Origin of the sequence: Pseudomonas sp. NFACC39-1, from assembly GCF_900110355.1 — a bacterium.
Classification (GTDB): domain Bacteria; phylum Pseudomonadota; class Gammaproteobacteria; order Pseudomonadales; family Pseudomonadaceae; genus Aquipseudomonas; species Aquipseudomonas tehranensis.
The window spans coordinates 148,647-173,193 of the sequence record NZ_FODL01000001.1 but is presented as its reverse complement, the minus strand read 5'-3'; the positions used below and the strand labels follow the sequence as shown (position 1 = coordinate 173,193).

The following is a 24,547-nucleotide window of genomic DNA, read 5'->3' as shown; positions in this document are numbered from 1 at the left end:
GGCGCAATCCATCAGCTAGCGTCCCTTGTTTTTATGACAAAGGGGTTTATTTATATATTAGCGGAAGGCATTTATTTTTTAAATGGCTTGTGGGAATTTTCTTAAATATGCTCGCCTCGCTTTTTATAGAAATCCTGCACAAGGACGGAGGAGGACGATATGCAAATTCGCGTCGCAGAAACTAAGACAGCGTTATGGGTGCAAGCCACTGAAGTAGTGAAAGAGAAATTTCGCCGTTCTTATTCGGCTTCGGTTGAGCCGAATCCACAATACTTTGCGGTCACCCAAGATCCGTCAGACCGTATTCTTGCCTGTGCCGGTATTACATTCGCGGACCACCGCACACTGTTTTCCGAGCAATACCTGGCGCAGCCGATAGAAGTGATTTTGTCCCAGCGTCTGGAGAAAACGATCGACCGCTCAAACATTGTCGAGATCGGCAACCTGATCTCCCATCACCTGACGGCCGGCATGATTCTGGTCAACATGATTCCCCTGTTGTCCTGGTGCATGGGTGGGCATTACTTGTTGTGTACGGTGACGCCCCGCGTTCGGCAAATGATGGAAAGTTGCCAGATCGATTTCGAGCCGTTGCTGACAGCAGACCCTGCGCGCCTGGGCGAGGAGGGGGGCAAGAACTGGGGGACTTATTACTCCAAATTGCCGGTCACCGGGTTCATCCGGGTAGACCCGCAGCGCTCGCGTTTCGCGGCCATGACGCTCAACACCTCGTTCACCCAACTGCCTGGCGATTCACTGGCGAGGGCGCAGCCATGAGCGGCGGATTTATCCATCACTTGAAAAGCGCGTTGCAAGACAATCGCCAGGCTGTCTGCGCGGTGGACTGGTCGGCGTCGGGCGGCGAGCCGGTGGCGTTGACCTATGGCGAGCTGGAGCATCGTGCCCTCAATCTGGCCGCCGAACTGCAACGGCGTTTTCCCAGCCCGGCCCATGGCGATCATGTGGTTTTGGGAATTGCCACGCGTAACAGCAGCGACTGGCTGGTGGCCGATCTTGCTTGCCTGTTTGCCGGGATTACCGCGTTACCGTTGCCATTGGCTTTCAGCCAGGCTCAGGCGGAGCATCTGGCCGAGCGTTGCGACGGGTTTGTAGTGGATGCCGCCGGGCAGCGGACACTGGCGCAGCGTTGGAAGTTGAATTTCCCTGAAAGCCGTTTGCGCCACATCAGCGAGCCGGTCATCGAACAGCCTTTATTGCATACGCCCGACGGTGATGAAGACTGGATCTGCAAAATCATTCACACCTCGGGCACGACCAGTCGGCCGAAGGGCGTCCAGTTGAGTACCCAGGCGGTCGGCGCCGTGCTGGCATCGCTGCGTCAACGTATGCCCGCCGATGCTCATCGCCGTTACCTGTCGCTGGTGCCCTTGAGTTTGCTGCTCGAACAGGTGACTGCCGCCTATCTGCCGTTGTTGGCGGGCGGAACCGTGCATTTCTTGCCACCGAACGAAGCGTTGCTCGGCGAGCCTGGGGCTTCGCCACAGCGTCTGGTCGAGTGGATCCTGCAGGTCCAGCCAACGGCCCTGACGGTGCCGCCGGTGATGGTCAACCGCTTCCTGGAACAAATGGACGAGGGCGGCGAGCAGGGCGAGCGACTGGCGCGCTATCTCCAATCGGGTGCGCATATTACCTGCGGCGGTGCAGCGGTCAGCATCGATGTGCTGCGCGGATTGGAAGAACGGGGCATTGCTGTGTACCAAGGCTACGGCCTGTCCGAGAACGCCTCGGTGGTCAGCATGAATACCTTCGAACAGCAGCGTCTGGGCAGCGTGGGCAAACCCTTGCCTCATGTCCAGGTGCGCATCGGCGCCGACCAGACCATTGAGGTCAAGAGCAGCTCACTGTTCAGCGGCTATTCCGGCACAGACCCCAGCGCCTGCTCCATGTCCGCCGATGGCTGGATGGACACCGGAGACTTGGGAATGCTGGACGACGATGGCTACCTCTACGTGCACGGGCGCAAGAAGAACGTGATCTGCCTGCCCAACGGGCGCAACGTCAGCCCCGAACAGGTTGAGCTGGAGTATCGCAAATACCCCGGCGTCAACGATGCCGCCGTGTTTTTCGATGAACACCACGGCCTGGTGGCGTTGCTGTGTGTCGAGACGGCCCCGGCATGCGATGAGTTGGTGGCCTGGTCAGCCGGGCGGTTTTCCGACATCGAAAGACCCAGCCGACTCTGGTTGTTGACCCAGGACGACCCGTTGATCGAGCAGCTTTACACCGTTACCGGCCGGCCAAAACGCGCCGACATCGCCAGTGTTTTTTCCACTCTGCAAGGGACTGCATCCAATGACCACACCTGCCTTTCACTTTGAAACCGCGGACATCTCCATCGTCGAGCCGCACCACTTCGCCAGCCTGGGCAAGAGCGAGCTGTATGAGCTGCTGGGCCATTACGGGGTCGTGCTGTTTCGTAACTGTATCCACAGCGCCGAAGATTTCAGCGCCTACGTCAAGCAAAACAGTTCGCGGCTGAGCCTGGATCCGGCCCGCGTCATGGTGGGCGGCGCGGCACAGTTGGTGGACGCGGGACATCAGGCGGTTGGCCTGCACTGCGAAAACGGTAACTCACCGTTCTGGCCGGACATGACCTGGTTCTATTGCCAGGAAGCACCACGCAAGGGGTCGCAAACCACGTTGTGTGACGGTGAGAAGGTGTTGGCGAAACTGTCCCCAGCCTGCCGCAGTTTTTTTGAAGAAAACCCTATCCGCTACAGCCGTACCGTTGCGGGGGAAAAGTGGCGTCGCCTGGTTTGCCACTATTCGCCAGCGTTGTCGGACCCGGCGGCCGTCGAAATCGAGGACCTGTGGCAAATCATCGGGGAGGACCCGCAGACGGTCATTTCCTTCAACCCCGCCGACGACTCCATTCACTACGCCTTCAGCACCTCGGCGATCCTCACGTCGGCGTTCAGCCAGCGGCCGGCGTTTGCCAACAGCATTCTGGGACCTTCCTTCAACTACGAAGCTCCGGTGATCGACACCGTGGGCGGGCAGCCGATCCCCGCCGGGTTTCTGCTGGAAATTGCCGAAGTGTCCGCCCAGTACACCTGCCCGGTGGGTTGGCGCGATCACGACGTGGTGATGATCGACAACCGTCGGGTCATGCACGGTCGGGAAACCATCGTCGATGAACGTCGACGCATCTTCAACGCCTTGAGCTATCGCTGAGACTCCTCATGAAGAACAACAACAAATACATCATCAGCGGACAGTACGAGACCTACCTCGACGGCGATGGCCGGCAGATTATCGACCTGAGCGGCGGGTTCGGTTTCCAGGTGCCGCCGGTGATCGAGGCGGTCAGCCGCCAAGCGGACATCATGGGCTTATCCAACCGGGTATTGATGTCCGAACCTCTGATTGCCTTGTGCCGACGCCTGGCCGAGCTGCTGCCCGCGCCGCTCGTCAGCTCTTATGTGTGCAGTTCCGGGGATGAGGCGTTCGAGGGCGCATTGAAGTTGTGCAAAGGCCTCAAGCCCAAGGGCAACACCATCGTGTTCATCCAGGGTGGTGATTATGGCGCGTTGACCTATGGACGTTGCCTCAGCGCCGCGCAAGATGATCTGGTCGTACAGAGTTTTCTAGGGTTCAAGCGAGTGGCGATTCGGCATTTGGCTGACCTGGACACGGTGGACTGGAGTGATTGTTTCGCGGTGTGCCACAGCAACACCCGCGTGGATGCCAACGGCCGATTGCAACTGCTCGATGCTGCATTGCTCGAGCAATTGCATGCCCGCGCAGCACAGGCTTGCGCGCCGGTCATCGCGGTCGACACCCACAGTTGCCTCGGTAGCCTGGGTTCGCTGTTCGGTTTTCAGCGTTATCGTCCTGTCCCGGACATTGTCGTGCTTGGGGGGCCACTGGGAGGCAGCGCGATCCCCATCGGCACCTATACCTGCAGCGAGCGCATGGCCTGGCAGGTCTATGGGCGCAGCAGTCCGGCCAAACACGGCAGCACCACCGCCGGCAACCCGATGGCGTGTGTAGCGGCCCTGGCCGCCCTGGATTATGTGCAGGCCCACGATTCGTCTCGGCATTGTCTGGAGAACGGTCAGCGATTGGCGCAAACCCTTGCTCCCTTCGGTGCCGTAGAAGTGGGCGGCTGGGTCAGCCTGCCGCTGGCCGGTGACCTGCAACCGTCCCTGCTGTGCGAAGCGCTTTACCAACAAGGCGTTTATGTCAGCCCACCCCGAGGCCGCGAATTGATCTTGCGCTGCCCGATCACTGCACGCCCCGAACAGATTCAACGTGCCGCCCACCTCATCAAGGAGACGCTAAGCCATGTCCTTACTCAGGCCGCATGAACAACTGCTGGATGATTGCCAGCGGCACTGGAGCGCATCGGCAGCCAAGCTGTATCGCCTGGGCAAGACCAGCGTTGAACAGCAGACCGATGGCATTCATGTTACCGATCACACCGGCAAGCGCTTCATTGACTGCGCGTGCAGCTACGGGGTGTTTATCGTCGGGCATCGCAACCCGACGGTGCGTGAACGGGTACAGACGCAATTGAATCAGCTGGCCTGGGTCCCGGAAGGCCGGCGCCATCCGCTTCAAGACAAGCTGTCCGAGCGGCTTTGCCAATTGGTGCCAGGAGAATGGGGCGACGTGCAATTCATGGTCTCGGGCGCCGAGGCCGTCGAGCAAAGCCTGCGTTATGTGCTGCGGGTCCAGCCCCAGCGACGCAGGATCGTCGTGATGAGCGGCTCTTATCATGGCAAGACTTTGGCGGCGATGAGCATTCTGGGCCAGCAACAGCACCACAGCAGTTATGGCATCGCTTGCCCCGAAGTGACCTGTGTCCCCTATGGCGATTTCGCCGCCCTGCAAAAGGCCGTGGGCGAGGGTGTCTGTGCGGTGTACGTCGAGCCGATTCTGGGTGGCGCTCATCTACAGGTGCCCCCGGTGGGCTACATGGCCAACCTTCGAGCCTTGTGCGACGCCACGGGCACGCTGCTGGTGGCGGATGAAATCCAGACCGGTTTCGGGCGCTGCGGAAAATGGTTCGCCGTGCAGTATGACGACGTGGTGCCTGACATCATGATCCTCTCCAAGGGCCTGACCGGCGGCTACACGTCGTTCGCCTGCGCCCTGTACAGCCGGCGCCTGGCCACCCAGTATCCACTCAGCGAAATCGAGCCCGACACGCGCACCAATGGCGGGCATCCGCTAGCCTGCGCCTCGGCGCTGGCGGCCATCGATTACATCGAGCAACACAATCTGGTGGAGCTGTCGCGGGTCAACGGCGGTTTGCTGCGCCACGGCCTGCAACGACTGGCCTTGCGTTATCCGCACATCGTCGAGGATGTGCCGGGCGTCGGCCTGATGACGGGGCTGCGCCTGCGCGGTTCGGTCTATGAAGCGCTGATGAGCATGGAGCTGGGCAAGCGTGGCGTCCACGCCGGGCATTCCATGAATGAAAAGGCCGAACGTCCGGTGTTGCGTTTCTATCCGCCGCTGAATATCACGGCCGAAGCCTTGCAGCATGTCCTGGCGATGATTGAAGAGTCCCTGCAAGCCATCGATCGGCGCCCGGCGCTGGCGGTGAAAGCGTTTTCCCTGGTGGTGCGCAACATGTATCTGTTGCCCAACAAGTGGCTGCGCAGCAAGGAGCCATCATGAACACGTTCAACCCCGATACGCTGACCCTGCGGGAAATGGCCGGTCTGCTGCGACGTGGTGTGCTGACCAGTGTCACGTTGCTGGAGTTTTACCTGCAACGCATCGCTGAGCGTAACCGGCACATCAACGCACTGATCCAGCTGGCGCCAGTCGAGGAACTGCGGCGCCAGGCTCGCGAGGCTGACGAGATGGCGCGCGTTGGCCAAATCAGTGGCCCGCTGCATGGCATTCCCATCACCATCAAGGATGTCCTGCATGTGCGTGGTTTCAAGATGTCCCGCGGGCTGGGGGAGCTGTTGGGCGAACCCAGTGAGCAGGACGCAACGGCCGTTGCCCGGCTTCGACAGGCCGGGGCGATCATCCTGGGCATCAGCAATGTGCCTGAGCTGTGCATGGCCTTTGAAACCGAAAACCTGATCTACGGCCGGACCCTGAACCCCCACGACCTGCAACGCTCCGCCGGCGGCAGCAGCGGCGGTGAGGCCGCGGCGATCGCTGCCGGGTGTTCGCCGGCCGGGCTGGCCTCCGATGCCTGTGGCAGTGTGCGGATACCGGCGCACTTCAATGGCATTTGCGGCTTGAAACTGACCCAGGGGCGGGTGCCGCTGACCGGCCAGTTTCCCAATGACCGTTCCGGGCTGTTCCACATGACCTCGGCCTTTGGCGTGATGGGCCGTTATGTCGATGACCTGGCGCTGCTCGGTCAATTGATCAGCGGTGCCGACGGGCAGGATCCGGACACCGTCGATGTACCGTTCACCGCCAGCGAGCCGCTGGCCAACCTGCGGGTGGCGCTGTTCTCGGCGTCGAACCGTCCGCCGGTCAGCGCGGCGGTGAGCCAGGTATTGCAGCACGTCGAACGGTGCCTGGGCCCGGTGGTGGCCGAGGTGAGCACGGTCGCGCCGCCGCTGCTCGATGAGGCCTGTGATGTGCTGTGGCGGGTGTTCATCACCGGCGCTGACGCCGGTCGAGGTTGGCGGCAATTGTTCGAGTCCATGAACAAGCGACGTTTTACCCCGGCCATCGCTCAATTGCTGGACATGAGCGAGGCGGTGGAGTTGACCGTGGATGAAGTCAAACGCGACTGGATCATGATCGATACGTTTCGCTATGAGTTGGCGAAGTTCTTCAAGCAGCACGACCTGTTCATCTGTCCGGTATTTCCGGACGTCGCATTCCGTCACGGAGAGTCCCTGAAGGATCGCGACCAGTATGCCTTCGTGTTCCCGTTCAGCCTTAGCGGTTCCCCGGCAGTGGTGATCCGCGCCGGAACGGACTCGACTACCGGAATGCCCATCGGCATCCAGATTGTCGGGCCTCATTGGCAGGAAGAACGGTTGTTGGCGGTGGCTGCTTTTCTGGAGCGGGAGCTGGAGCGCTGGCGTCCGGTTACGCCCCGTCCAGCATCGACGTATTGACCGCCCTCAAGCCGTGACGGTTCTGGCGTTACGGCTGCTGACCACCAGTGCCAGCATGCCGATACCCACCAGGACAGCACCGAGGATCTCGATCATCAGCGGTTGCTGCCTGAGCCAGAACCAGTGCAGCACGGTCACGAATAGGGTGCTGAGGTAGACATAGGAAACCACCGTGGACGGCGCGATCACCCCAATGGCCCGGTGCAACAGCCAGAAAGTGGCGAGGGTGCCGAACACGGCCAGGTACATCAGCCAGCCGATGTCCAGCGTCGACAGCTGCAGAGCGCTGCGCCAGCCGCCGCTGAACAGGCAAAACACCAGCAGAAACAGCGCCCCGAACAGCATGTTCCAGAACGTCATCGTCACCGGATCGCGGCCTTTCAGCGCGCGGGCCTTGAACCGTTGGCTGAGGGGGGAATACAACGCCATCGCCAGGCAACCGGCACCGAAAACCAGCACGGGATAGAGCGCCGGCAATTGTCCCGGGGCCGACCCCTTGAGGGTCAGCAACACCGCGCCGATCGCTGCGGTCGACATCGGCAGCAGGCGGGTCTTGAGGCTTGGGTTGGGCAGCAGAAATACCTCGAACAACAAGGTCATCAACGGCACCAGCGTATACAGCGTCGCGGTGTTGACCGCCGAGGTGTAGCGCAACGCTTCGAACAACGAACCAAAATACGTCGCCAGCAGAAGACCAAGCACGGCATGGGCCAGCAGGCCTCTACCGGAGACAGGCGTTGTGGTTTTCAGGAGCAGCAGCGGCAGGAACATCAGTGCCGAAAACAGCAGTCGCAACCCCGTGAGCAGGATCGGATCGATTGACTGACTGACCTGCGCCGCAGCAAAAAACGACGCTGCGATCAGTATCGCCCAGATGAGCATGCCCCAGTGAGCGGCTGCGAAACCGACGTTTTTCATCAAGGTTTTATTCCTGCTTTCAAATACCGGAACGTCATGAGGGACACATTGGCCGGCCGGCATGGTGAGTATGAAAAACAGGGCCGCAGTCAACTGCAGCCCTATGACGCCGCTAGCTGATATGTCGCGCGTAGTGTTTGGGATTGAAGCGCAGGACCATCACGATCATCAGCGCCATGACCGCCGTGAGCGACCACCAGGCCCATTCGAAGCTGCCCAACTGATCGCGGATCATCCCGGCAATCAGCGGCGAGAGCCCGGCGATCAGGTAGCCGATGCCTTGCACGAATGCTGTCAGGCCACCGGCCCGACGCGGGTTGTCCAAGTGATCGAGGGACACGATCAGGCTCATCGGGAACAGGCCGCCAATGCCCAGCCCCAGCAGGCAAGGCCACAACAGGCTGAAGCGGTCCGGGCTGAGGATCAGGCCGCAGAAACCCGCGATGATCAGGGCCAGCAAAACGGCCAGGACCAGGCGCTTATCCTGACTGCGGTTGGCAATCGCCGGGGTGACGAGGCCGGACAACACTTCCATCGCGGTGAGGAACCCCAGCAGCAGGCCGGCGTGCTGTTCGCTCCAGCCTTTTTCCACGTAATACGGCGCCAGCCACGCCAGTACGCAGGTGTAGGAGGCAGTGCCGAGGCCGAAGAAGATCGCCAGCAGCCAGGCCCGCGAGTTGCTGAAAAACGATTCCTGGCGCTGCGCCGGGGCTGCGGGCAAAGGCGTGATGGCCGCGCGCTGGGCGTACCAGCAGCCCAGGGCGATCAGCGCCAGCAGTGCCCAGATCGCCAGGCCGATACGCCAACTGCCGGTCTGCGCCAGGACGAACGGTGAAAATGACGCTGCAATCGCCGCGCCGCCCATGATGGACGTGACGTACAGGCCCATGAACAACGAGACATTGTCGGCGAAGCGCGATTTGATCAGTGCCGGCATCACGGCCTGGATCAGGGCGATGCCGATCCCCGCCAGCACCGCGCTGATAATCAGTTCGGCGGCGCTGTCCAGGTACAGGCGCGAAGCCGTGGCGATGCCGATGATCAGCAGCGACAGCACGATGGTGCGGTGCTCACCGATGCGCAGGGCAATGCGCATGCCCAAGAACATCGCCAGGCCCATGGCCATGACCGGCAGCATGGTCAGTAACGAAGCGGTGCTGAAACTCAACGGCACCTCGCCACGAATGGCTGATAACAACGGCCCGACCGCCGCCATAGAGGGGCGCAGGTTCAGTGCCACCAACACCACGCTGACCATCAGCCAGGCGGCGTGGGTGCTTGAAGTTCGAACGTTTTCCATAACAGAGCCTTGCTGGATAAAGCTCCATTTAGGCTGGGATGTGCGGGGCGGGGCAAACTGAAATCTGGTGGGGGGTATTTAAAAATCAGGTGGTTCACTAACCGGTCCGGTGAGTGAACCTCTGTGGGAGCAAAGCGTGCTCGCGATGGCGGTGGATCAGCTTGCCTCAATATTGGATGTGATGGCCTCTTCGCGAGCAAGCCCGCTCCCACAGGGCTGCGGGTTGTTTGGAAAATCCCTGGCAGCCTGTCAGGAGTCCATCGCCGGGCTCAACGTCCCGAGCCATGCCACCAACGCCAGTATGGCCACCGCCACGGACAACTCCAGAGCCATGCTGCGCCGCAGGGCATTGACCGCAACGCTGTGCTCCCCGGTCTGTCGAGCCTGTTCCAGCAACGGGCTCAGATGAAAACGGTTCAGCGCGGCGAACACCAGCATCGCCGCGAACAACACGACTTTCAGCGTCAGCAATTGACCATAGGTGCTATCCAGCAGCCCGTCGACGCGAGGACCGACGATGAACAGATAGTTCACCACCCCTGTCACACTGATCACCACCACAATCACCGCCCCGGCGGTTTCAAACCCGGTCAGGGTTCGCGCCAGGACCGGCAGCCGCTGTTCAGCCTGGCGAAGCAGCAGGGCAAACGCCGCCAGGGCGCCTACCCAGCCGCCCGCCGCCCACAGGTGCAGAAAATCGGTGATGAAGTGCCAGTTACGGCGCAGGCCTTCGTCCATGGCGCCATGCCCGGCCCAGGCCAGTGTCGCAAGGGCCACGGCGCCGCTCAGGGTGACCAGCCACAAGCTGGCGGCTGGTGAGCGGTGGTTCAGGGCCACCGCTATCGCCGCCAACGACAGCGCCGCGATCCGAACGCTCCAACTCAAACCCACGTCGGTTTCCAACACCATCATTTCAATGTGCGGCAGCAACTCGCTCCAGTCGCTGACGCCGCTCATGGCCCAGGCCATGCACAGCATGGCGGCCACGGACAACAGCACGCCGAACAGCGCCGTGGTCAGTAGAAGTGCCCTGAAATGCAGCACCACGCCCGAGGTCCGCTCTGGGCCGCGCAAGCTATACAGGCCGAAAGCCGCCAGGCCGAACAACAACATCAAATCCAGATACAGGGCCAAGCGCAGAACAATGTTGAGCAGGTCGATGTTGATTGATGTGCCCAAGTCACTTCACCTTGAACGTGACATTACCAGTGATCGGGTGAGTATCGGACGACACCGCGCGCCACTGGACCTGGTAGGTGCCGGTGGTGAGCGGAGCGTTCGGGGTAATGATCATGGTTTTGGGATCATCGCTGCCGGAGACCTTGGCCTTCATGGGCATCGGCGAGTGCGCCGACATGCCGGGCATCCCGGTCATGACCAGCTTGGCACCGGAGAATTTGCTCATCAGGTTTTCGGAAAAATGCAGTTCGATTTTTGCCGGCGCCGCACCTTCAGCGCCCTCGGCGGGCGTGGAGGAAAGCAGCTTTGGGTGCGCTTGGGCCAAGCCACTGATCAACAGGCCTGTGGACAATGCGACGGTGACTACAGCGGTTCTGATAAAGGACATGCAAGGACTCCTACAGCTCAGGTTTCTAGTTTTTTGGTTGATTGCGATGACAGACACTCTCAGAACCACATGCGCACGCCCAGCACCAGGCGTGCCTCGCTGCGGTCTTCGCCTTCTTCCCGGGCGTAGTCGGCGGTGTTGCCGTAGACGCGGTTCCAGGTGACGCCAATGTACGGAGCGAACTCGCGGCGGATTTCGTAGCGCAGCCGCACACCCACCTCAGTGTCCGACAGCCCGGAGCCGACCCCTCGATCAGGATCGTTCTTGCCGTAGAAGTTGGCTTCGGCGGTGGGTTGCAGGATCAGACGATTGGTCAGCAGGATGTCGTAGTCGCCTTCCAGGCGCATCGCACTCTGACCGCCTTCACCGATGAACGCGGTGGCCTCGGCTTCGAAGTTATACAGCGCCATGCCCTGTACACCGAACGCGGCCCAGGTTTGCGGGGCGCCCGGCTTGAAATCCTGGCGCACGCCGGCGACCACGTCCCACCAGGGGCTGACCGCGTGCCCCCACAGGGCTTGGAGCTCGGCGTGCTCGGTCTTGCCGTTGGTGCGTTCGCCTTCGGAGCGCAGCCACAAGCGATCGATGTCGCCGCCGATCCAGCCCGAGGCGTCCCAGCTCAGGGCACTGCCATCATCGGCGTCCTGCCATTCAAGTTGGTCGATGAGCAACAATGAGTTGATCGCGCTGTCGTGCACCGCGTGACCGCCATGGTCTTCGTAGACGGCGGCGCGGTCGGCAGCGGTCAGTTCGGGGATCGGCGTGCGGCTGCTGGTCGGGGCCGATTGCATCGGTTCCATACCCTGCATCGGTTCCATACTCTGCATTGAGCCCATGCCTTGCATCTGGCTATGGTCCATCCCCTGCATCTGGCTGTGATCCATGCCTTGCATGTCGTCGCTCGCGGCCCAGGTCGAGCCGGTGGCGCCCAGGGTGAGGCTGGCAAGAAGTGCCAAGGGGTAGTGAAAAACAGTGGTCATGGTCGGCTCCTCATTCCTGCACCCGAACTTCACGAAACATCCCCATCTCCATGTGGAACAGCAAGTGGCAGTGATAGGCCCAGCGTCCGAGGGCGTCGGCGGTGACCCGGTAACTGCGTCTGGAACCCGGCGGCACATCGATGGTGTGTTTACGCACCATGAACTGGCCATTCTCGTCCTCCAGATCGCTCCACATACCGTGCAGGTGGATGGGGTGAGTCATCATGGTGTCGTTTATCAGCACGATGCGCAGGCGCTCGCCGTACTTGAGCAGCAGCGGCGCGGCATCGGAGAACTTCACGCCGTTGAACGACCAGCTGAATTTCTCCATGTGGCCGGTCAGGTGCAGTTCGAGGGTGCGGCCCGGTTCACGCCCGTCGGGGTCGGGGAATGTGCTGCGCAGGTCCGAGTAGGTGAGGACCTTGCGACCGTTGTTGCGCAGGCCCATGCCCGGGTCGTCGAGCTTGGGGCTGACGCTCATGGCCTGCATGTCCACCAGCGGATTGTCTTTCTCGGAGTCTGGATGGGACAGCCCGTTGTCCATGCCTTGCATGGAGCCGTGGTCCATCCCCGCCATTTGACTGTGATCCATGCCCGCCATGCCCTGCATCGATCCATGATCCATACCGCCCATGCCCATGTCGTCCATGGTGACCAATGGCCGTGGATCCAGCGGCGGCACCGTTGCCGAGAGACCGGAACGGGTCGCCAGGGTGCCGCAGGCGTACCCGGTGCGATCCATCGATTGGGCAAACAGCGTATAGGCTTCTTCGCTTGGCTCGACGATAACGTCATAGGTTTCGGCCACGGCGATGCGCAGCTCATCGACGCTCACCGGTTTGACGTACTGTCCGTCGGACGCCACCACGGTCATTTTCAGGCCGGGGATGCGCACGTCGAAGTAGGTCATGGAGGAGCCATTGATCAAACGCAGGCGAAGGCGTTCGCCGGGTTTGAACAGACCGGTCCAGTTCATGTCCGGCGTCTGGCCGTTCATGAGGTAGGTGTAGGTGGCGCCACTGACGTCGGCCAGGTCGGTGGGGTTCATCTTCATTTCGGCCCACATCTTGCGATCGGCCACGGTGGCGGCCCAGCCGTTCTTGCCGACATCGTCAATGAAATCACCGACGGTGCGTTTGTTGTAGTTGTAGTAGTCCGATTGCTTCTTGAGCTTGCCGATGACATCGGCGGGGTCTTCGTCAGTCCAGTCGGTGAGCATCACCACGTAGTCGCGCTCGTACTCGAAGGGCTCGGGCTCCTTGGCGTCGATTACCAGTGGGCCGTAGACCCCGGATTGTTCCTGGAAGCCGGAATGACTGTGGTACCAGTAAGTACCGTTTTGCCGGACCTTGAACTGATAGACGTACATGCCATCGGGCTCGATGCCCTTGAAGCTCAGTCCCGGCACGCCGTCCATGTTGGCCGGCAGCAGAATGCCGTGCCAGTGGATGGAGGTTGGGTCCTTCAAACGGTTGCGTACCCGTAGGGTCACGGTGTCGCCTTCACGCCAGCGCAGCAGCGGGCCGGGGATGCCGCCGTTGATGGTCTGGGCGATGCGCGGATTGCCGGTGAAGTTGACCGGGCTTTCGCCGATGAACAGGTCGAACTCGGTGCCTGTCAGTACGTTGGGTTGGCCAGCACTGGTGACCGCCCAGACGGGCGCGCGCCACAAGCCCAGGCCACCCAGGATGCCGCCGGCAGTCAGGCCTTTTACGAAGGTTCGCCGGGAAGTATTTGATTGCATGCCGTTTGAAGTCCGTCAGTCGATTTTGTAGCGAGTACAGGGCATTGCCCGGTGCCGGTGTGAACAGAAGATGACATAAGCCGGCCGGGCAGGTGATTACATTTCAGTCAGCTTGAGTGAGGCGCTTATCCATCGGCGTGAACGGGCTTTTGTGGCGAGGGAGCTTGCTCCCGCCGGGTTGCGAAGCAGCCCCAAAAAAAGCTGGGTACAACACATCTGGCGGGTCAAGATGGCAGGTCTGGAGGGCCGCTACGCGCTCCAGCGGGAGCAAGCTCCCTCGCCACGGTGGGCCGCGTCCGGTTCTGGGGCGTGGCACAGGTCAGAATGATCTTTTGCAACGACGGGTTATTCTGTAGCCTTGCCGGCTTCACGCTATACCGTGCCTGATTGATACCCACTTTCCCGGCGGTACCCGAGTGGTCCAGAGCCGGGTGTATACTCGACTTTCGCGCAAAACGCGCCTGCAGGTCTTGCGAACATGACGCAAATTTCCGAACGCCTTCTGGTTCAGGCCCATCTCGACGCCAAGCAGCCCAAGCCGCTGACCGCCGAGCAAGAGGCCTGGTACCGCGCCGCCATCGCCGCCGAGCTCAAGGCTCAGGATGCGGTGCTGGTGGCGCACTTCTACTGCGACCCGATCATCCAGGCCTTGGCCGAAGAGACCGGGGGCTGTGTGTCCGACTCCCTGGAAATGGCCCGCTTCGGCAACGCCCATCCGGCCAAGACCGTGGTGGTGGCCGGGGTCAAGTTCATGGGCGAAACCGCCAAGATCCTCAACCCCGAAAAACGCGTGTTGATGCCTACCCTGGAGGCCACGTGCTCCCTGGACCTGGGCTGCCCGGTGGAAGAGTTCTCGGCGTTCTGCGACCAGCACCCGGAGCGTACCGTGGTGGTCTATGCCAACACGTCGGCGGCGGTCAAAGCCCGGGCCGACTGGGTGGTGACGTCCAGTTGCGCACTGGAAATCGTCGAGAGCCTGATGGACAACGGCGAGACCATCATCTGGGGCCCCGACAAGCACCTGGGCACTTATATCCAGCGCAAGACCGGTGCCGACATGCTGCTTTGGGACGGCGCCTGTATCGTCCATGAAGAGTTCAAGTCCAAGCAGTTGGAGGACATGAAGGCGCTGTACCCGGACGCCGCGATCCTGGTGCACCCTGAGTCGCCGACCTCGGTGATTGAACTGGCCGATGCGGTGGGCTCCACCAGCCAGTTGATCGCCGCGGCCCAAAGCCTGCCGAACAAAACGCTGATCGTCGCCACTGACCGTGGCATCTTCTACAAGATGCAGCAGTTGTGCCCCGACAAGGTCTTCATCGAAGCCCCCACGGCCGGCAACGGCGCGGCCTGCCGCAGTTGCGCGCACTGCCCGTGGATGGCGATGAATACCCTGGAGCGCACGCTCAAGAGCCTGCAGGAAGGCACCAACGAGATCTTCGTCGACCCCGCGCTGATCCCCCAGGCCATTCGCCCGCTCAAGCGCATGCTGGACTTCACCCAGGCGGCGCGGATGAAGCTGGCGGGCAATGCTTGATTATTGAAAGATAGAGGCTTTCCAAAGGTTCAAGGCTGTTGGAAGGTTCCGAGAGCTGAGGGGCTTTGTGTGGCGTGCAAGCGTGCTCCCTCGGTACTGCGGTGTAGGAGCTGTCGAGTGCAACGAGGCTGCGATCTTGTCCCAGGCAATTGAATCCTGAGCGAAAGATCAAAAGATCGCAGCCTTCGGCAGCTCCTACGCATCCTACGCGCAGCCGAGCGGGAGCAGGTTCTTACTTGGCCTTCTTGGGAACCCGCACCAGCTGGGTATCCGAGTAGATGTCATGCCAGGTGCGTTTGCGCTTGTCGAACAGCGACCAGATAAAACCCAGCCCCACCAGCAGCAGTGATGCAATCGACACCACAAACCGCAACAGCGCCTGCCACAGGCTGATGGCCGTGCCATCGGCGTTCTGCACGCGGATGCACCACACCTGCATGCCCAGGGTCTGGCCGTTGTGGGTCCAGAACTTGGCGAAGAAACCGAACAGCACGAACAGCAGCACGGTAGACAGCAGAGGATCGCCGTCCAGGGCGCCGGCATCGGTGAGGGCGCGCATTTTTTCTTCGCCAATGATTGCCATCTGAATCATCTTGTAGACGCCACCGGTGACGATCAGCAGGGCCGTGCACAGCAAAAAGTCATAGAACATCGCGGCCAGGCGACGGCCCAGGGTGGCGGGAGGGAACTCGCCTTGGGGGATGAGCAGGTGTTTGGGCATGACAGTCTCGGCCGAAAAAGAAGCCATTTTACGGATTTACGCCCATAAAAAAGCCCCTGATATCAATCAGGGGCTTTTTTGTTTCTCGAAAGCTTTAGCCTTCGGTCTGAACCTCGTCAGCCTGCATGCCTTTCTGACCTTGCACAGCTACGAAAGAGACTTTCTGGCCTTCCTTCAGGCTTTTGAAGCCGGTGCCCTGGATAGCGCGGAAATGTACGAACAGATCCGGACCGTTGTCAGGCGTGATAAAACCAAAACCCTTTTCGTCGTTGAACCACTTGACGATACCATTCTGACGATCAGCCATTTTCTTATTTCCTTTGACGCTAAATTAATGACAGCCTCTTCCATATGAAAGAGTACTGGGGCTGGGTTGCAGGAAAGTAAGAGACGTCGAACGGGATGTAGCAAACTTCATAAGCTACTGCCCAGGTCACGATTCCAAGCGACCCATGCAAACACAGTGATCAGACTCTACGCCAACTAGGAACAAAAAAACAACCCCCTCTGAAGGGCCCGTATTTGCTCGGTATTCTGGCATTTGCAGGGGCTGCGGGGCTGGGCTTATTGATAGACTAGTTCAATTGTTTTGAATCGTTATAGGTGCAATTCCAATACGAGTAGATGCACCTTTTTATGGCGGTTGCGTTACACATTAGTGCACGTATAACGCAACCGCGTTACGTATAGAAACAGTCAATCAGCCGCGGTAGTAGCGTTGTGGCACAAATGGCATTTTGCTTACAAGCAAAGGCACCTTTTTCCCACGCACCATGGCCCAAACTGGCGTGTCCAGTGCGACATAGGCACTGTCCAGATAACCCATCGCCAATGGTCCGCCCAGCGATGGGCCGAAACCGCCACTGCAAACCGTACCGATGATCTCGCCTGCCTCGTTAACGACCTCAGCGCCTTCGCGCACGGGCGTGCGCTCCTGGGGCAGCAAACCAACACGTTTGCGCTTCACGCCGCCCTGTTGCTGGGCAAACACCGTTTCAGCCCCAGGGAACCCCCCAGCGCGGGCGCCATCGGCACGTCGCACTTTGGAAATGGCCCACAGCAGGCTGGCTTCGATTGGCGTCGTCTCAGTGTTCATGTCATGGCCGTAAAGGCACAGGCCGGCTTCCAGGCGCAGGGAGTCGCGGGCGCCAAGGCCGATGGCGGCCACTTCCGGTTCGGCCAGCAGCGCGCGGGCCAGTTTTTCCGCATCGGCGGCGGGTACGGAGATTTCAAAACCGTCTTCACCGGTATAGCCCGAACGGCTGACAAAGCAGTCCATGCCCAGCAGCGTGACGCGCTGGAACTGCATGAAGGTCATCTTCGCCACGTCTGGCGCCAGGCGCGCAAGCACGGTGACGGCGGCCGGGCCTTGCAGGGCGAGGAGGGCGCGGGCTTCGAACAGCGGCTCGATGCTGCACTGATCGCCGATATGGGCGCGCAGGTGGGCCAGGTCCTGGTCCTTGCAGGCCGCGTTGACCACCAGGAACAGCTCGTTGTTGCCCAGGTTGGCGACCATCAGGTCGTCGAGGATGCCGCCGTTTTCGTTGGTGAACATCGCATAGCGCTGCATGCCCACCGGCAGGTCGATGATGTCCACCGGCACCAGGGTTTCCAGCGCTTTGGCGGCGTCGGCGCCGCTCAAACGGATCTGGCCCATGTGGGACACGTCGAACAGCCCGGCCTGATCGCGGGTGTGCTGGTGCTCTTTCATTACGCCCAATGGGTATTGCACCGGCATGTCATAGCCGGCGAACGGCACCATGCGGGCGCCGAGTTCGAGGTGCAGGGCGTGCAATGGGGTCTTCAGCAGTTGTTCGGTGGACATATCAGCTCCTGGAAAAAATGTAGAAGTGAGGCAAGCGCATCAACATTCGATGATGTTGACCGCCAGACCGCCGCGGGCGGTCTCCTTGTATTTGCTTTTCATGTCGGCGCCGGTCTGGCGCATGGTGCGGATGACTTTGTCGAGGGACACGAAGTGATGGCCGTCGCCGCGCATGGCCATGCGCACCGCATTGATGGCTTTCACCGAGCCCATGGCATTGCGCTCGATGCACGGCACCTGCACCAGGCCACCGATGGGGTCGCAGGTCAGGCCGAGGTTGTGTTCCATGCCGATCTCGGCGGCGTTTTCCACTTGCTGCACGGTACCGCCGAGCACTTCGCACAGGGCGCCGGCGGCCATGGAACAGGCCACGCCGACTTCACCCTGGCAACCTACTTCGGCGCCGGAGATGGAGGCGTTTTCCTTGTACAGGATGCCGATGGCGGCGGCGGTCAGCAGGAATCGCACGACGCCGTCTTCATTGGCTCCAGGGATGAAGCGCATGTAGTAATGCAGCACGGCCGGGATGATCCCCGCCGCACCGTTCGTTGGAGCGGTGACGACGCGGCCGCCGTAGGCGTTTTCTTCGTTGACCGCCAGGGCGTACAAGTTGACCCAGTCCAGCACCGACAATGGATCGCGCAGGGCGGCTTCGGGGTTCTTGCACAACTGGCGGTGCAGCGCCGCGGCCCGGCGCTTGACCTTCAGCCCGCCCGGCAGGATGCCTTCGTTGCGACAGCCGGCCGCCACGCAATCCTGCATCACTTGCCAGATCTTCAGCAGGCCGGCGCGGGTTTCGGCTTCGGGGCGCCAGGCGCTTTCGTTGGTCAGCATCACCTGGCTGATGGACAAGCCGTAGGTGGTGCAGTGGCCGAGCAGGTCCTTGGCACTTTTGAACGGGAAGGTCAGGGGGGTGGCATCTTCGACGATACGGTCGGCACCGGCAGCGCTTTCGTCGACGACAAAACCGCCGCCCACCGAGTAATACTCGCGGCTGCGCACCTGCAGGCCCGCCGCGTCGAAGGCGCGGAAAATCATGCCGTTGGGGTGAAAGGGCAGCGGCTTGCGAATCATCGCCAGGTGCAGTTTTTCGTTGAATTCAATGCAGTGTTCACCCAGCAGGTTCAGGCTCCCGTTGCTGCGAATCTCGCGCAAGCGGGCGTCGACCGTTTCAGTGTCCACGGTATCCGGGTGTTCGCCTTCCAGGCCCAGCAGCACGGCCTTGTCACTGCCGTGGCCTTTGCCGGTGGCGCCGAGTGAGCCGTAGAGCTCGACCTTGACGCTGGTGATGGCGTTGAGCAGGTCATCACGACGCAGCCCTTCGACGAAACGGGCAGCGGCACGCATCGGGCCGACCGTATGGGAACTGGAGGGGCCGATGCCGATTTTGAACAGGTCGAACACGCTTAACGACATGGTGTTTCTCCGGTTTCTTTTTATGAGGATCGACGATTGAGGGTCTACATGGATTCCGTGTGGGAGCGAGCCTGCTCGCGATAGCGGTGTGGCAGTTGACATAGATGTTGACTGACACTCCGCTATCGCGAGCAGGCTCGCTCCCACAGGGGATCTGCGGTTTGTTGAGGGGCGACTACTCGCCCCCCTCCACTGGTCAAGCGTAGCTTTCGATTGACGGGCAGGCGCAGACCAGGTTGCGGTCGCCGAACACGTTGTCGACCCGGCCCACCGGCGGCCAGTACTTGCCATCGATCAACGTGGCCACCGGGTACACCGCTTGTTCGCGGCTATAGGGGTGGGTCCACTCGCCGACGATTTCCGCGGCGGTGTGGGGGGCGTTTTTCAGTGGGTTGTCGTCTTTGTCCAGGCTGCCGTTTTCCACCGCACGGATTTCTTCGCGGATGCAGATCATGGCGTCGCAGAAGCGGTCCAGTTCTTCCTTGGATTCGCTTTCGGTCGGCTCGATCATCAGCGTACCGGCCACCGGGAACGACATGGTCGGCGCGTGGAAGCCGAAGTCGATCAAGCGCTTGGCCACGTCATCGACGCTGATGCCGCTGCTGTCCTTGAGTGGGCGCAGGTCGAGGATACACTCGTGGGCCACCAGTCCGTTGCTGCCGGAGTAGAGCACCGGATAGTGTTCTTCCAGACGGCGGGCGATGTAGTTGGCGTTGAGGATCGCCAGTTGCGAGGCACGCTTGAGGCCAGCGCCACCCATCATGCGGATGTACATCCAGGTGATCGGCAGGATGCTCGCGCTGCCGAACGGCGCCGCGCACACCGCGCCTTCCTTGCGCGCCATGTTGGCGTGGCCCGGCAGAAACGGCGCCAGGTGGGACTTGACGCCGATCGGGCCGACACCCGGGCCGCCACCGCCGTGAGGAATGCAAAAGGTCTTGTGCAGGTTCAGGTGGGACACGTCGCCGCCGAACTTGCCCGGCGCGCAGAGGCCGACCATGGCGTTCATGTTGGCGCCGTCGATGTACACCTGGCCGCCGTTGTCATGAATGATGCCGCAGATTTCGCGGATGCCTTCTTCGAACACACCGTGGGTGGACGGGTAGGTGATCATCAGCGCCGCCAGGTGTTCACGGTGCTCGGTGGCCTTGGCCCGCAGGTCTTCGATATCGACGTTGCCGCGCGCATCGCAGGCGGTCACGACCACACGCATGCCGGCCATGTTGGCGGTAGCCGGGTTGGTGCCGTGGGCCGACGATGGGATCAGGCAGATATCGCGACGGTCTTCGCCACGGCTCTGGTGATAGGCGCGGATAGCCAGCAGACCGGCGTATTCGCCCTGGGAACCGGCGTTGGGTTGCAACGACACCGCGTCGTAACCGGTGGCGGCGCACAGCATGGCTTCCAGTTCGTCGGTCAGTTGTTGGTAGCCGGCGCTCTGCTCGGCGGGGGCGAACGGGTGCAGGGCGCCGAACTCGGCCCAGGTCACCGGGATCATTTCGCTGGCGGCATTGAGCTTCATGGTGCAGGAACCCAGCGGGATCATGGTGCGATCCAGGGCCAGGTCCTTGTCGGCAAGCTTGCGCAGGTAGCGCATCAGCTCGGTTTCGGAGTGATAGCGGTTGAACACCGGGTGGCTGAGGACTGCCGACTGGCGCACCAGCTCGGCCGGGATGCGGCTTTGCACGGTGGCGGCCAGGGCGGCGAAGTCCGGCAGGGCCTTGCCGTCGGCCAACAGGCTCCACAGCGTTTCGACGTCAGCCTGGGAGGTGGTTTCGTCCAGGGACAAGCCCAGGCGTTCAGCGTCCACCACGCGCAGGTTGATGCGCTGGGCACGCGCCTTGTCGTGCAGGGCGGCGGTTTGCGCGCCGGTGTGCAGGGTCAGGGTGTCGAAGAAGCTGTCTTGTTCAACGCTCAGGCCCAATGCGCCCAGGCCTTTGGCGAGGATCGCGGTCAGGTGGTGGATGCGGTTGGCGATTTGCGTCAGGCCTTTAGGGCCGTGATACACGGCGTACATGCTGGCGATGTTGGCCAGCAAGACCTGGGCGGTGCAAATGTTGCTCGTGGCTTTCTCGCGGCGGATGTGTTGTTCGCGGGTCTGCATCGCCAGGCGCAAGGCCGGCTTGCCGAAACGGTCCACGGAAACACCCACAAGGCGGCCAGGCATATCGCGCTTGAAGGCATCCTTGGTGGAGAAATACGCCGCGTGTGGACCGCCAAAGCCCAGCGGCACGCCGAAGCGCTGGGCGCTGCCGATGGCCACGTCGGCGCCGAATTCACCCGGTGCCGTCAGCAGGGTCAGGGCCAGCAGGTCTGCGGCCACGGCGACCAGAGCGTTGGCGGCATGGAAGCGTTCGGTCAGTTCACGGTAATCGAACAGGTCACCGTTGCTGGCCGGGTATTGCAGCAGCGCGCCGAAGAAGCTGGCGACATCGGTCAGTTCCCGTTCGTCGCCCACGACTACGTCGATGCCCAAGGGCTCGGCACGGGTGCGCAGCACATCGAGGGTTTGCGGGTGGCAATGGCGGGAAGCGAAGAAGGCATTGCTGCTCTTGTTCTTGCTCAGGCGCTTGCAGAAGGTCATGGCCTCGGCGGCGGCGGTGGCTTCGTCCAGCAAGGATGCGTTGGCGATCGGCAGACCAGTGAGGTCGCTGATCAAGGTCTGGAAGTTCAGCAGCGCTTCCAGACGGCCCTGGGAAATTTCTGGCTGGTAAGGGGTGTAGGCGGTGTACCAGGCCGGGTTTTCCAGCAGGTTGCGCAGAATCGGCGCTGGCGTGTGGCAGTTGTAGTAGCCCTGGCCGATGTAGGTCTTGAACAGTTGGTTCTTGCCGGCGATGGCTTTGATCGAGGCCAGTGCATCGGCTTCACTCTGGCCGTCGCCCATGTCCAGCACGCTGGTGCCCTTGATGCTTTCCGGAATGACGCTGGCGCTCAACGCTTCCAGGGAGTCGTAGCCCAGGCGCTCGAGCATGGCTTGCTCGTCGCTGGCCCGCGGGCCGATGTGGCGGGCGATGAATTCGTTGGCGGTGCCGAGATTAACGGTCATGTTGCGCTCCTCAGGCTTCGGCGTTGGCTTTGATCAGGCGGTCATAGGCGTCCTGATTCAGCAGTTGGCCAACTTGGCTGGCGTCGGCGGGCTTGAATCGGAAAAACCAGCCTGCACCCAGCGGATCTTCGTTGACCAGTTCCGGATTGCTTTCCAGGGCCGGGTTCACTTCCAGCACTTCTCCGTCCAGCGGCATGTACACACCGCTGGCGGCTTTTACCGATTCCACGGTAGAGGCTTCGTCACCCTTGGCGTAGCTTTGCAGTTCCGGTAACTGAACATAGACCACATCGCCCAAGGCGTTCTGGGCAAACGCGGTAATACCAACGGTAACGCTGCCGTCGGCTTCAGTGCGCAGCCATTCGTGATCTTCAGTGAAACGCAACTCGCTCATGGAAACTCCTGGGGCCAGATTCGTCTGGTGGACGCGAAGAAAGGCGCGGGGCTTGGCCCGGCCGAATGGTTATATCCTTAGCAAGAATGCGGCCAATACAAAAAAATATTTAAATATCAATGATTTGGATTGTATTGGCCAAGACTGAGCGGTTCTGTCTGTAGCGAAATCGCTACAGATCCGCGCCCGGATAAAACCCTAGTGGGATCAAAGCCTTGCACAGCGCTGCCTGGCGACCTCTGTAGCGATATCATTCCACTGTAGCGCTTTCAGTACAGATGGAGGTCGGTTTTGAAGCGTTTCCGCATGCGATGCAGCTCATTGTGGGAGCGAGCCTGCTCGCGAGAGCGGTGGGTCAGCCAGCACTGATGTTGACGGATACATCGCTATCGCGAGCAGGCTCGCTCCCACAGAGGGCAGCAGCGGGTCTATGGCTTGCCGGAAATCCCGTATTTGCGCAACCGATGGGCAATGGCGGTGTGGGAGGTTTGCAGGCGGCTGGCGAGCTGGCGGGTGGAGGGATAGTTGACGTAGAGGCTTTCGAGCAGGTGTTTTTCGAAGGCTTCCACGGCTTGCTCAAGGCTCTCGACTTCCACGTCACCCTGGCGCGCCACGGAAGTGCCGGCAATGTCCAGGTCGCCAATGTCCACCAGGCTGCTTTCACAAATGGCCGCGGCGCGGAAGATCACGTTCTGCAATTGCCGCACATTGCCCGGCCAGCGGTTACCCAGCAGCGCCGGGTAGGTGCCGGGGGCCAGGCGGCAGACCGGGCGCTGGATTTGCGCACAGGCCTGCTGCATGAAGTAGCGCGCCAGCAGCAGGATGTCCTGGCCGCGTTCACGCAGCGGCGGCACTTCGACATTGAGCACGTTCAGGCGATAGAACAGGTCTTCGCGGAACGAACCTTCGCTGACCATTTTTTCCAGGTTGCGGTGGGTCGCGCTGAGAATGCGCACATTGACCTTGATTTCCCGGTCGCCGCCGACCCGACGGAAGCTGCCATCGTTCAAGAACCGCAGCAGTTTGGCTTGCAGGTAAGGCGACATCTCGCCGATTTCATCGAGAAATACCGTGCCCTGGTTCGCCAGTTCCATCAGCCCTGGCTTGCCCCCCCGTTGCGCCCCGGTGAAGGCGCCCGGGGCGTAGCCGAACAGCTCGCTTTCGGCCAGGTTTTCCGGCAGTGCGGCGCAGTTCAAGGCCAGGAACGGCGCGCCGTGACGGGCACTGATGGCGTGGCAGGCCCGAGCCACCAGCTCTTTGCCGGTGCCGGTTTCGCCCTGGATCAGCAAAGGTGCATCCAGCGCCGCCACCCGCTGGGCCCGGGCCTTGAGAGTGCGGATCGCCGGGGATTCGCCGAGCAGCGCGTCAAACCCTTCGGCGTGGTCGTGGTGCAGCGCCGACAGGCGTTCGCCGATGCGGTTTGGCTGATAGAGGGTCAGCAACGCACCAGCGTTCGTGATGGGCGTGGCGTCCAGCAGCAGAGTCTGGCCGTTGAGGGTGATTTCCCGCAGCGGCAGGCGGAAACCATTCTCCAGCAAAGCCCCCAACAGGGCCTCGTCACCGAACAGCTCGGCAACGCTTTCTCCGGCCGGTTCACGGCCGTACAGGGCGATCAGCGCCGGGTTGGCCAGCAACACGTGGCCGGCGCTGTCCAGGGCCAGTACCGGGTCGGTCATGGCCGCGAGCAGGGCGTCGAGCTGCAAGTGCCGACGCTGGCCTGGCAGGATGTCCACCACAGTGACTGCCTGCACACCCCGCACGCTGAACAGCGCCTCGCGTAATTCGTCCAGCACCTGCGGGCTGAGGGTCGGAGCGTCGATGTAGACGTTGGGCGGCACCATCTCCACCGCATCCAGATTGAGATTGCGCCCACCGAGCAAAGCCAGGACTTCCTGGGTAATGCCGACGCGGTCGATGAAACTGACGTGGATACGCATGGGGCGGTTTTGGGTTCTGGAATACGGAGGGTGGCCAGTATGCCTTGGGGCGGGCTATTGGTGAAATCCTGGCGCATGACTTGAGGCTGTACAGA

Annotated in this window: 20 protein-coding genes; 7 read left to right on the top strand and 13 right to left on the bottom strand. The window is 61.4% G+C overall.

Features of this window, described 5'->3' with window-relative positions:
* The first annotated feature begins 159 nt into the window (after positions 1-159).
* The 6 genes from BMY45_RS00835 to BMY45_RS00810 are packed head-to-tail and all read left to right on the top strand — an operon-like array spanning position 160 to position 7,067.
* Positions 160-777, top strand: coding sequence for a thermostable hemolysin (locus BMY45_RS00835; protein WP_092393285.1), 618 nt, complete (start codon positions 160-162; stop codon positions 775-777).
* Entirely contained in the window at positions 774-2,339 is a 1,566-nt protein-coding gene (locus tag BMY45_RS00830) for an AMP-binding protein (protein ID WP_092393282.1), read from the top strand. Before BMY45_RS00835 ends, BMY45_RS00830 begins: the two co-directional genes overlap by 4 nt.
* Positions 2,314-3,195, top strand: coding sequence for a TauD/TfdA family dioxygenase (locus BMY45_RS00825; protein WP_092393279.1), 882 nt, complete (start codon positions 2,314-2,316; stop codon positions 3,193-3,195). Before BMY45_RS00830 ends, BMY45_RS00825 begins: the two co-directional genes overlap by 26 nt.
* Positions 3,196-3,203: 8 nt before the next feature.
* Entirely contained in the window at positions 3,204-4,331 is a 1,128-nt protein-coding gene (locus tag BMY45_RS00820; RefSeq protein WP_092393276.1) for an aminotransferase class III-fold pyridoxal phosphate-dependent enzyme, read from the top strand.
* Entirely contained in the window at positions 4,309-5,649 is a 1,341-nt protein-coding gene (locus BMY45_RS00815) for an aspartate aminotransferase family protein (RefSeq protein ID WP_092393273.1), read from the top strand. Before BMY45_RS00820 ends, BMY45_RS00815 begins: the two co-directional genes overlap by 23 nt.
* Positions 5,646-7,067, top strand: a complete 1,422-nt coding sequence (locus tag BMY45_RS00810; protein WP_092393270.1) for an amidase — start codon at positions 5,646-5,648, stop codon at positions 7,065-7,067. Before BMY45_RS00815 ends, BMY45_RS00810 begins: the two co-directional genes overlap by 4 nt.
* Before the next feature lie 6 nt (positions 7,068-7,073).
* Here the strand turns inward: BMY45_RS00810 and BMY45_RS00805 are convergent, their stop codons facing one another.
* The 6 genes from BMY45_RS00805 to BMY45_RS00780 all read right to left on the bottom strand — a co-directional run bounded on the left by BMY45_RS00805 (position 7,074) and on the right by BMY45_RS00780 (position 13,576).
* Positions 7,074-7,985, bottom strand: a complete 912-nt coding sequence (locus tag BMY45_RS00805; protein ID WP_092393267.1) for a DMT family transporter — start codon at positions 7,983-7,985, stop codon at positions 7,074-7,076.
* A 112-nt stretch (positions 7,986-8,097) separates the two neighbouring features.
* Positions 8,098-9,285, bottom strand: coding sequence for a cyanate transporter (locus BMY45_RS00800; RefSeq protein WP_092393264.1), 1,188 nt, complete (start codon positions 9,283-9,285; stop codon positions 8,098-8,100).
* Between the two features lie 249 nt (positions 9,286-9,534).
* Positions 9,535-10,464: a copper homeostasis membrane protein CopD gene (gene copD, locus BMY45_RS00795; protein WP_256573613.1), complete on the bottom strand. Its 930-nt coding sequence runs from the start codon at positions 10,462-10,464 to the stop codon at positions 9,535-9,537.
* 1 nt (position 10,465) lies between these two features.
* Positions 10,466-10,852 (bottom strand): copper homeostasis periplasmic binding protein CopC, encoded by a 387-nt coding sequence (gene copC / locus BMY45_RS00790; protein ID WP_092393261.1) that lies wholly within the window; start codon positions 10,850-10,852, stop codon positions 10,466-10,468.
* A gap of 59 nt (positions 10,853-10,911) precedes the next feature.
* Positions 10,912-11,832 carry a copper resistance protein B gene (locus tag BMY45_RS00785; RefSeq protein WP_092393258.1) on the bottom strand — a complete coding sequence of 307 codons (921 nt, stop codon included), beginning with the start codon at positions 11,830-11,832 and terminating at the stop codon, positions 10,912-10,914.
* Between the two features lie 10 nt (positions 11,833-11,842).
* A complete protein-coding gene (locus BMY45_RS00780; protein ID WP_092393255.1) occupies positions 11,843-13,576 on the bottom strand; it encodes a copper resistance system multicopper oxidase in 1,734 nt (577 codons plus the stop codon).
* A gap of 478 nt (positions 13,577-14,054) precedes the next feature.
* Between BMY45_RS00780 and nadA the strand changes: the two genes are divergently transcribed.
* The gene (gene nadA / locus BMY45_RS00775; RefSeq protein ID WP_047227049.1) at positions 14,055-15,113 is read left to right on the top strand and encodes a quinolinate synthase NadA; all 1,059 of its coding nucleotides are present in this window, start codon (positions 14,055-14,057) and stop codon (positions 15,111-15,113) included.
* Positions 15,114-15,345: 232 nt separating this feature from the next.
* On the opposite strand, the gene BMY45_RS00770 is transcribed toward nadA, so the two are convergent.
* The 7 genes from BMY45_RS00770 to BMY45_RS00740 form a co-directional block, all read right to left on the bottom strand.
* Positions 15,346-15,834 carry an RDD family protein gene (locus BMY45_RS00770; RefSeq protein ID WP_092394867.1) on the bottom strand — a complete coding sequence of 163 codons (489 nt, stop codon included), beginning with the start codon at positions 15,832-15,834 and terminating at the stop codon, positions 15,346-15,348.
* Between the two features lie 94 nt (positions 15,835-15,928).
* Positions 15,929-16,141 carry a cold-shock protein gene (locus BMY45_RS00765; RefSeq protein ID WP_092393252.1) on the bottom strand — a complete coding sequence of 71 codons (213 nt, stop codon included), beginning with the start codon at positions 16,139-16,141 and terminating at the stop codon, positions 15,929-15,931.
* A gap of 393 nt (positions 16,142-16,534) precedes the next feature.
* On the bottom strand, positions 16,535-17,659 hold the full coding sequence (gene gcvT / locus BMY45_RS00760) for a glycine cleavage system aminomethyltransferase GcvT (RefSeq protein WP_092393249.1): 1,125 nt from the start codon (positions 17,657-17,659) through the stop codon (positions 16,535-16,537).
* 39 nt (positions 17,660-17,698) lie between these two features.
* Positions 17,699-19,075, bottom strand: coding sequence for an L-serine ammonia-lyase (locus BMY45_RS00755; protein WP_092393246.1), 1,377 nt, complete (start codon positions 19,073-19,075; stop codon positions 17,699-17,701).
* Between the two features lie 196 nt (positions 19,076-19,271).
* Positions 19,272-22,121, bottom strand: coding sequence for an aminomethyl-transferring glycine dehydrogenase (gene gcvP / locus BMY45_RS00750; protein WP_092393243.1), 2,850 nt, complete (start codon positions 22,119-22,121; stop codon positions 19,272-19,274).
* A gap of 10 nt (positions 22,122-22,131) precedes the next feature.
* Complete coding sequence (gene gcvH, locus BMY45_RS00745) at positions 22,132-22,515, bottom strand: glycine cleavage system protein GcvH (protein WP_092393240.1); 384 nt, start codon at positions 22,513-22,515, stop codon at positions 22,132-22,134.
* Positions 22,516-22,943: 428 nt separating this feature from the next.
* Positions 22,944-24,452 (bottom strand): sigma-54-dependent transcriptional regulator, encoded by a 1,509-nt coding sequence (locus tag BMY45_RS00740; RefSeq protein ID WP_092393237.1) that lies wholly within the window; start codon positions 24,450-24,452, stop codon positions 22,944-22,946.
* Between the last annotated feature and the right edge of the window lie 95 nt (positions 24,453-24,547).

Excerpts from the sequence above, each read along its gene's own strand:
- BMY45_RS00835 (WP_092393285.1), top strand. The coding sequence starts at position 160 with ATGCAAATTCGCGTCGCAGAAACTAAGACAGCGTTATGGGTGCAAGCC.
- BMY45_RS00830 (WP_092393282.1), top strand. The coding sequence starts at position 774 with ATGAGCGGCGGATTTATCCATCACTTGAAAAGCGCGTTGCAAGACAAT.
- BMY45_RS00825 (WP_092393279.1), top strand. The coding sequence starts at position 2,314 with ATGACCACACCTGCCTTTCACTTTGAAACCGCGGACATCTCCATCGTC.
- BMY45_RS00820 (WP_092393276.1), top strand. The coding sequence starts at position 3,204 with ATGAAGAACAACAACAAATACATCATCAGCGGACAGTACGAGACCTAC.
- BMY45_RS00815 (WP_092393273.1), top strand. The coding sequence starts at position 4,309 with ATGTCCTTACTCAGGCCGCATGAACAACTGCTGGATGATTGCCAGCGG.
- BMY45_RS00810 (WP_092393270.1), top strand. The coding sequence starts at position 5,646 with ATGAACACGTTCAACCCCGATACGCTGACCCTGCGGGAAATGGCCGGT.
- BMY45_RS00805 (WP_092393267.1), bottom strand. The coding sequence starts at position 7,985 with ATGAAAAACGTCGGTTTCGCAGCCGCTCACTGGGGCATGCTCATCTGG.
- BMY45_RS00800 (WP_092393264.1), bottom strand. The coding sequence starts at position 9,285 with ATGGAAAACGTTCGAACTTCAAGCACCCACGCCGCCTGGCTGATGGTC.
- copC (WP_092393261.1), bottom strand. The coding sequence starts at position 10,852 with ATGTCCTTTATCAGAACCGCTGTAGTCACCGTCGCATTGTCCACAGGC.
- BMY45_RS00785 (WP_092393258.1), bottom strand. The coding sequence starts at position 11,832 with ATGACCACTGTTTTTCACTACCCCTTGGCACTTCTTGCCAGCCTCACC.
- BMY45_RS00780 (WP_092393255.1), bottom strand. The coding sequence starts at position 13,576 with ATGCAATCAAATACTTCCCGGCGAACCTTCGTAAAAGGCCTGACTGCC.
- nadA (WP_047227049.1), top strand. The coding sequence starts at position 14,055 with ATGACGCAAATTTCCGAACGCCTTCTGGTTCAGGCCCATCTCGACGCC.
- BMY45_RS00770 (WP_092394867.1), bottom strand. The coding sequence starts at position 15,834 with ATGCCCAAACACCTGCTCATCCCCCAAGGCGAGTTCCCTCCCGCCACC.
- BMY45_RS00765 (WP_092393252.1), bottom strand. The coding sequence starts at position 16,141 with ATGGCTGATCGTCAGAATGGTATCGTCAAGTGGTTCAACGACGAAAAG.
- gcvT (WP_092393249.1), bottom strand. The coding sequence starts at position 17,659 with ATGTCCACCGAACAACTGCTGAAGACCCCATTGCACGCCCTGCACCTC.
- BMY45_RS00755 (WP_092393246.1), bottom strand. The coding sequence starts at position 19,075 with ATGTCGTTAAGCGTGTTCGACCTGTTCAAAATCGGCATCGGCCCCTCC.
- gcvP (WP_092393243.1), bottom strand. The coding sequence starts at position 22,121 with ATGACCGTTAATCTCGGCACCGCCAACGAATTCATCGCCCGCCACATC.
- gcvH (WP_092393240.1), bottom strand. The coding sequence starts at position 22,515 with ATGAGCGAGTTGCGTTTCACTGAAGATCACGAATGGCTGCGCACTGAA.
- BMY45_RS00740 (WP_092393237.1), bottom strand. The coding sequence starts at position 24,452 with ATGCGTATCCACGTCAGTTTCATCGACCGCGTCGGCATTACCCAGGAA.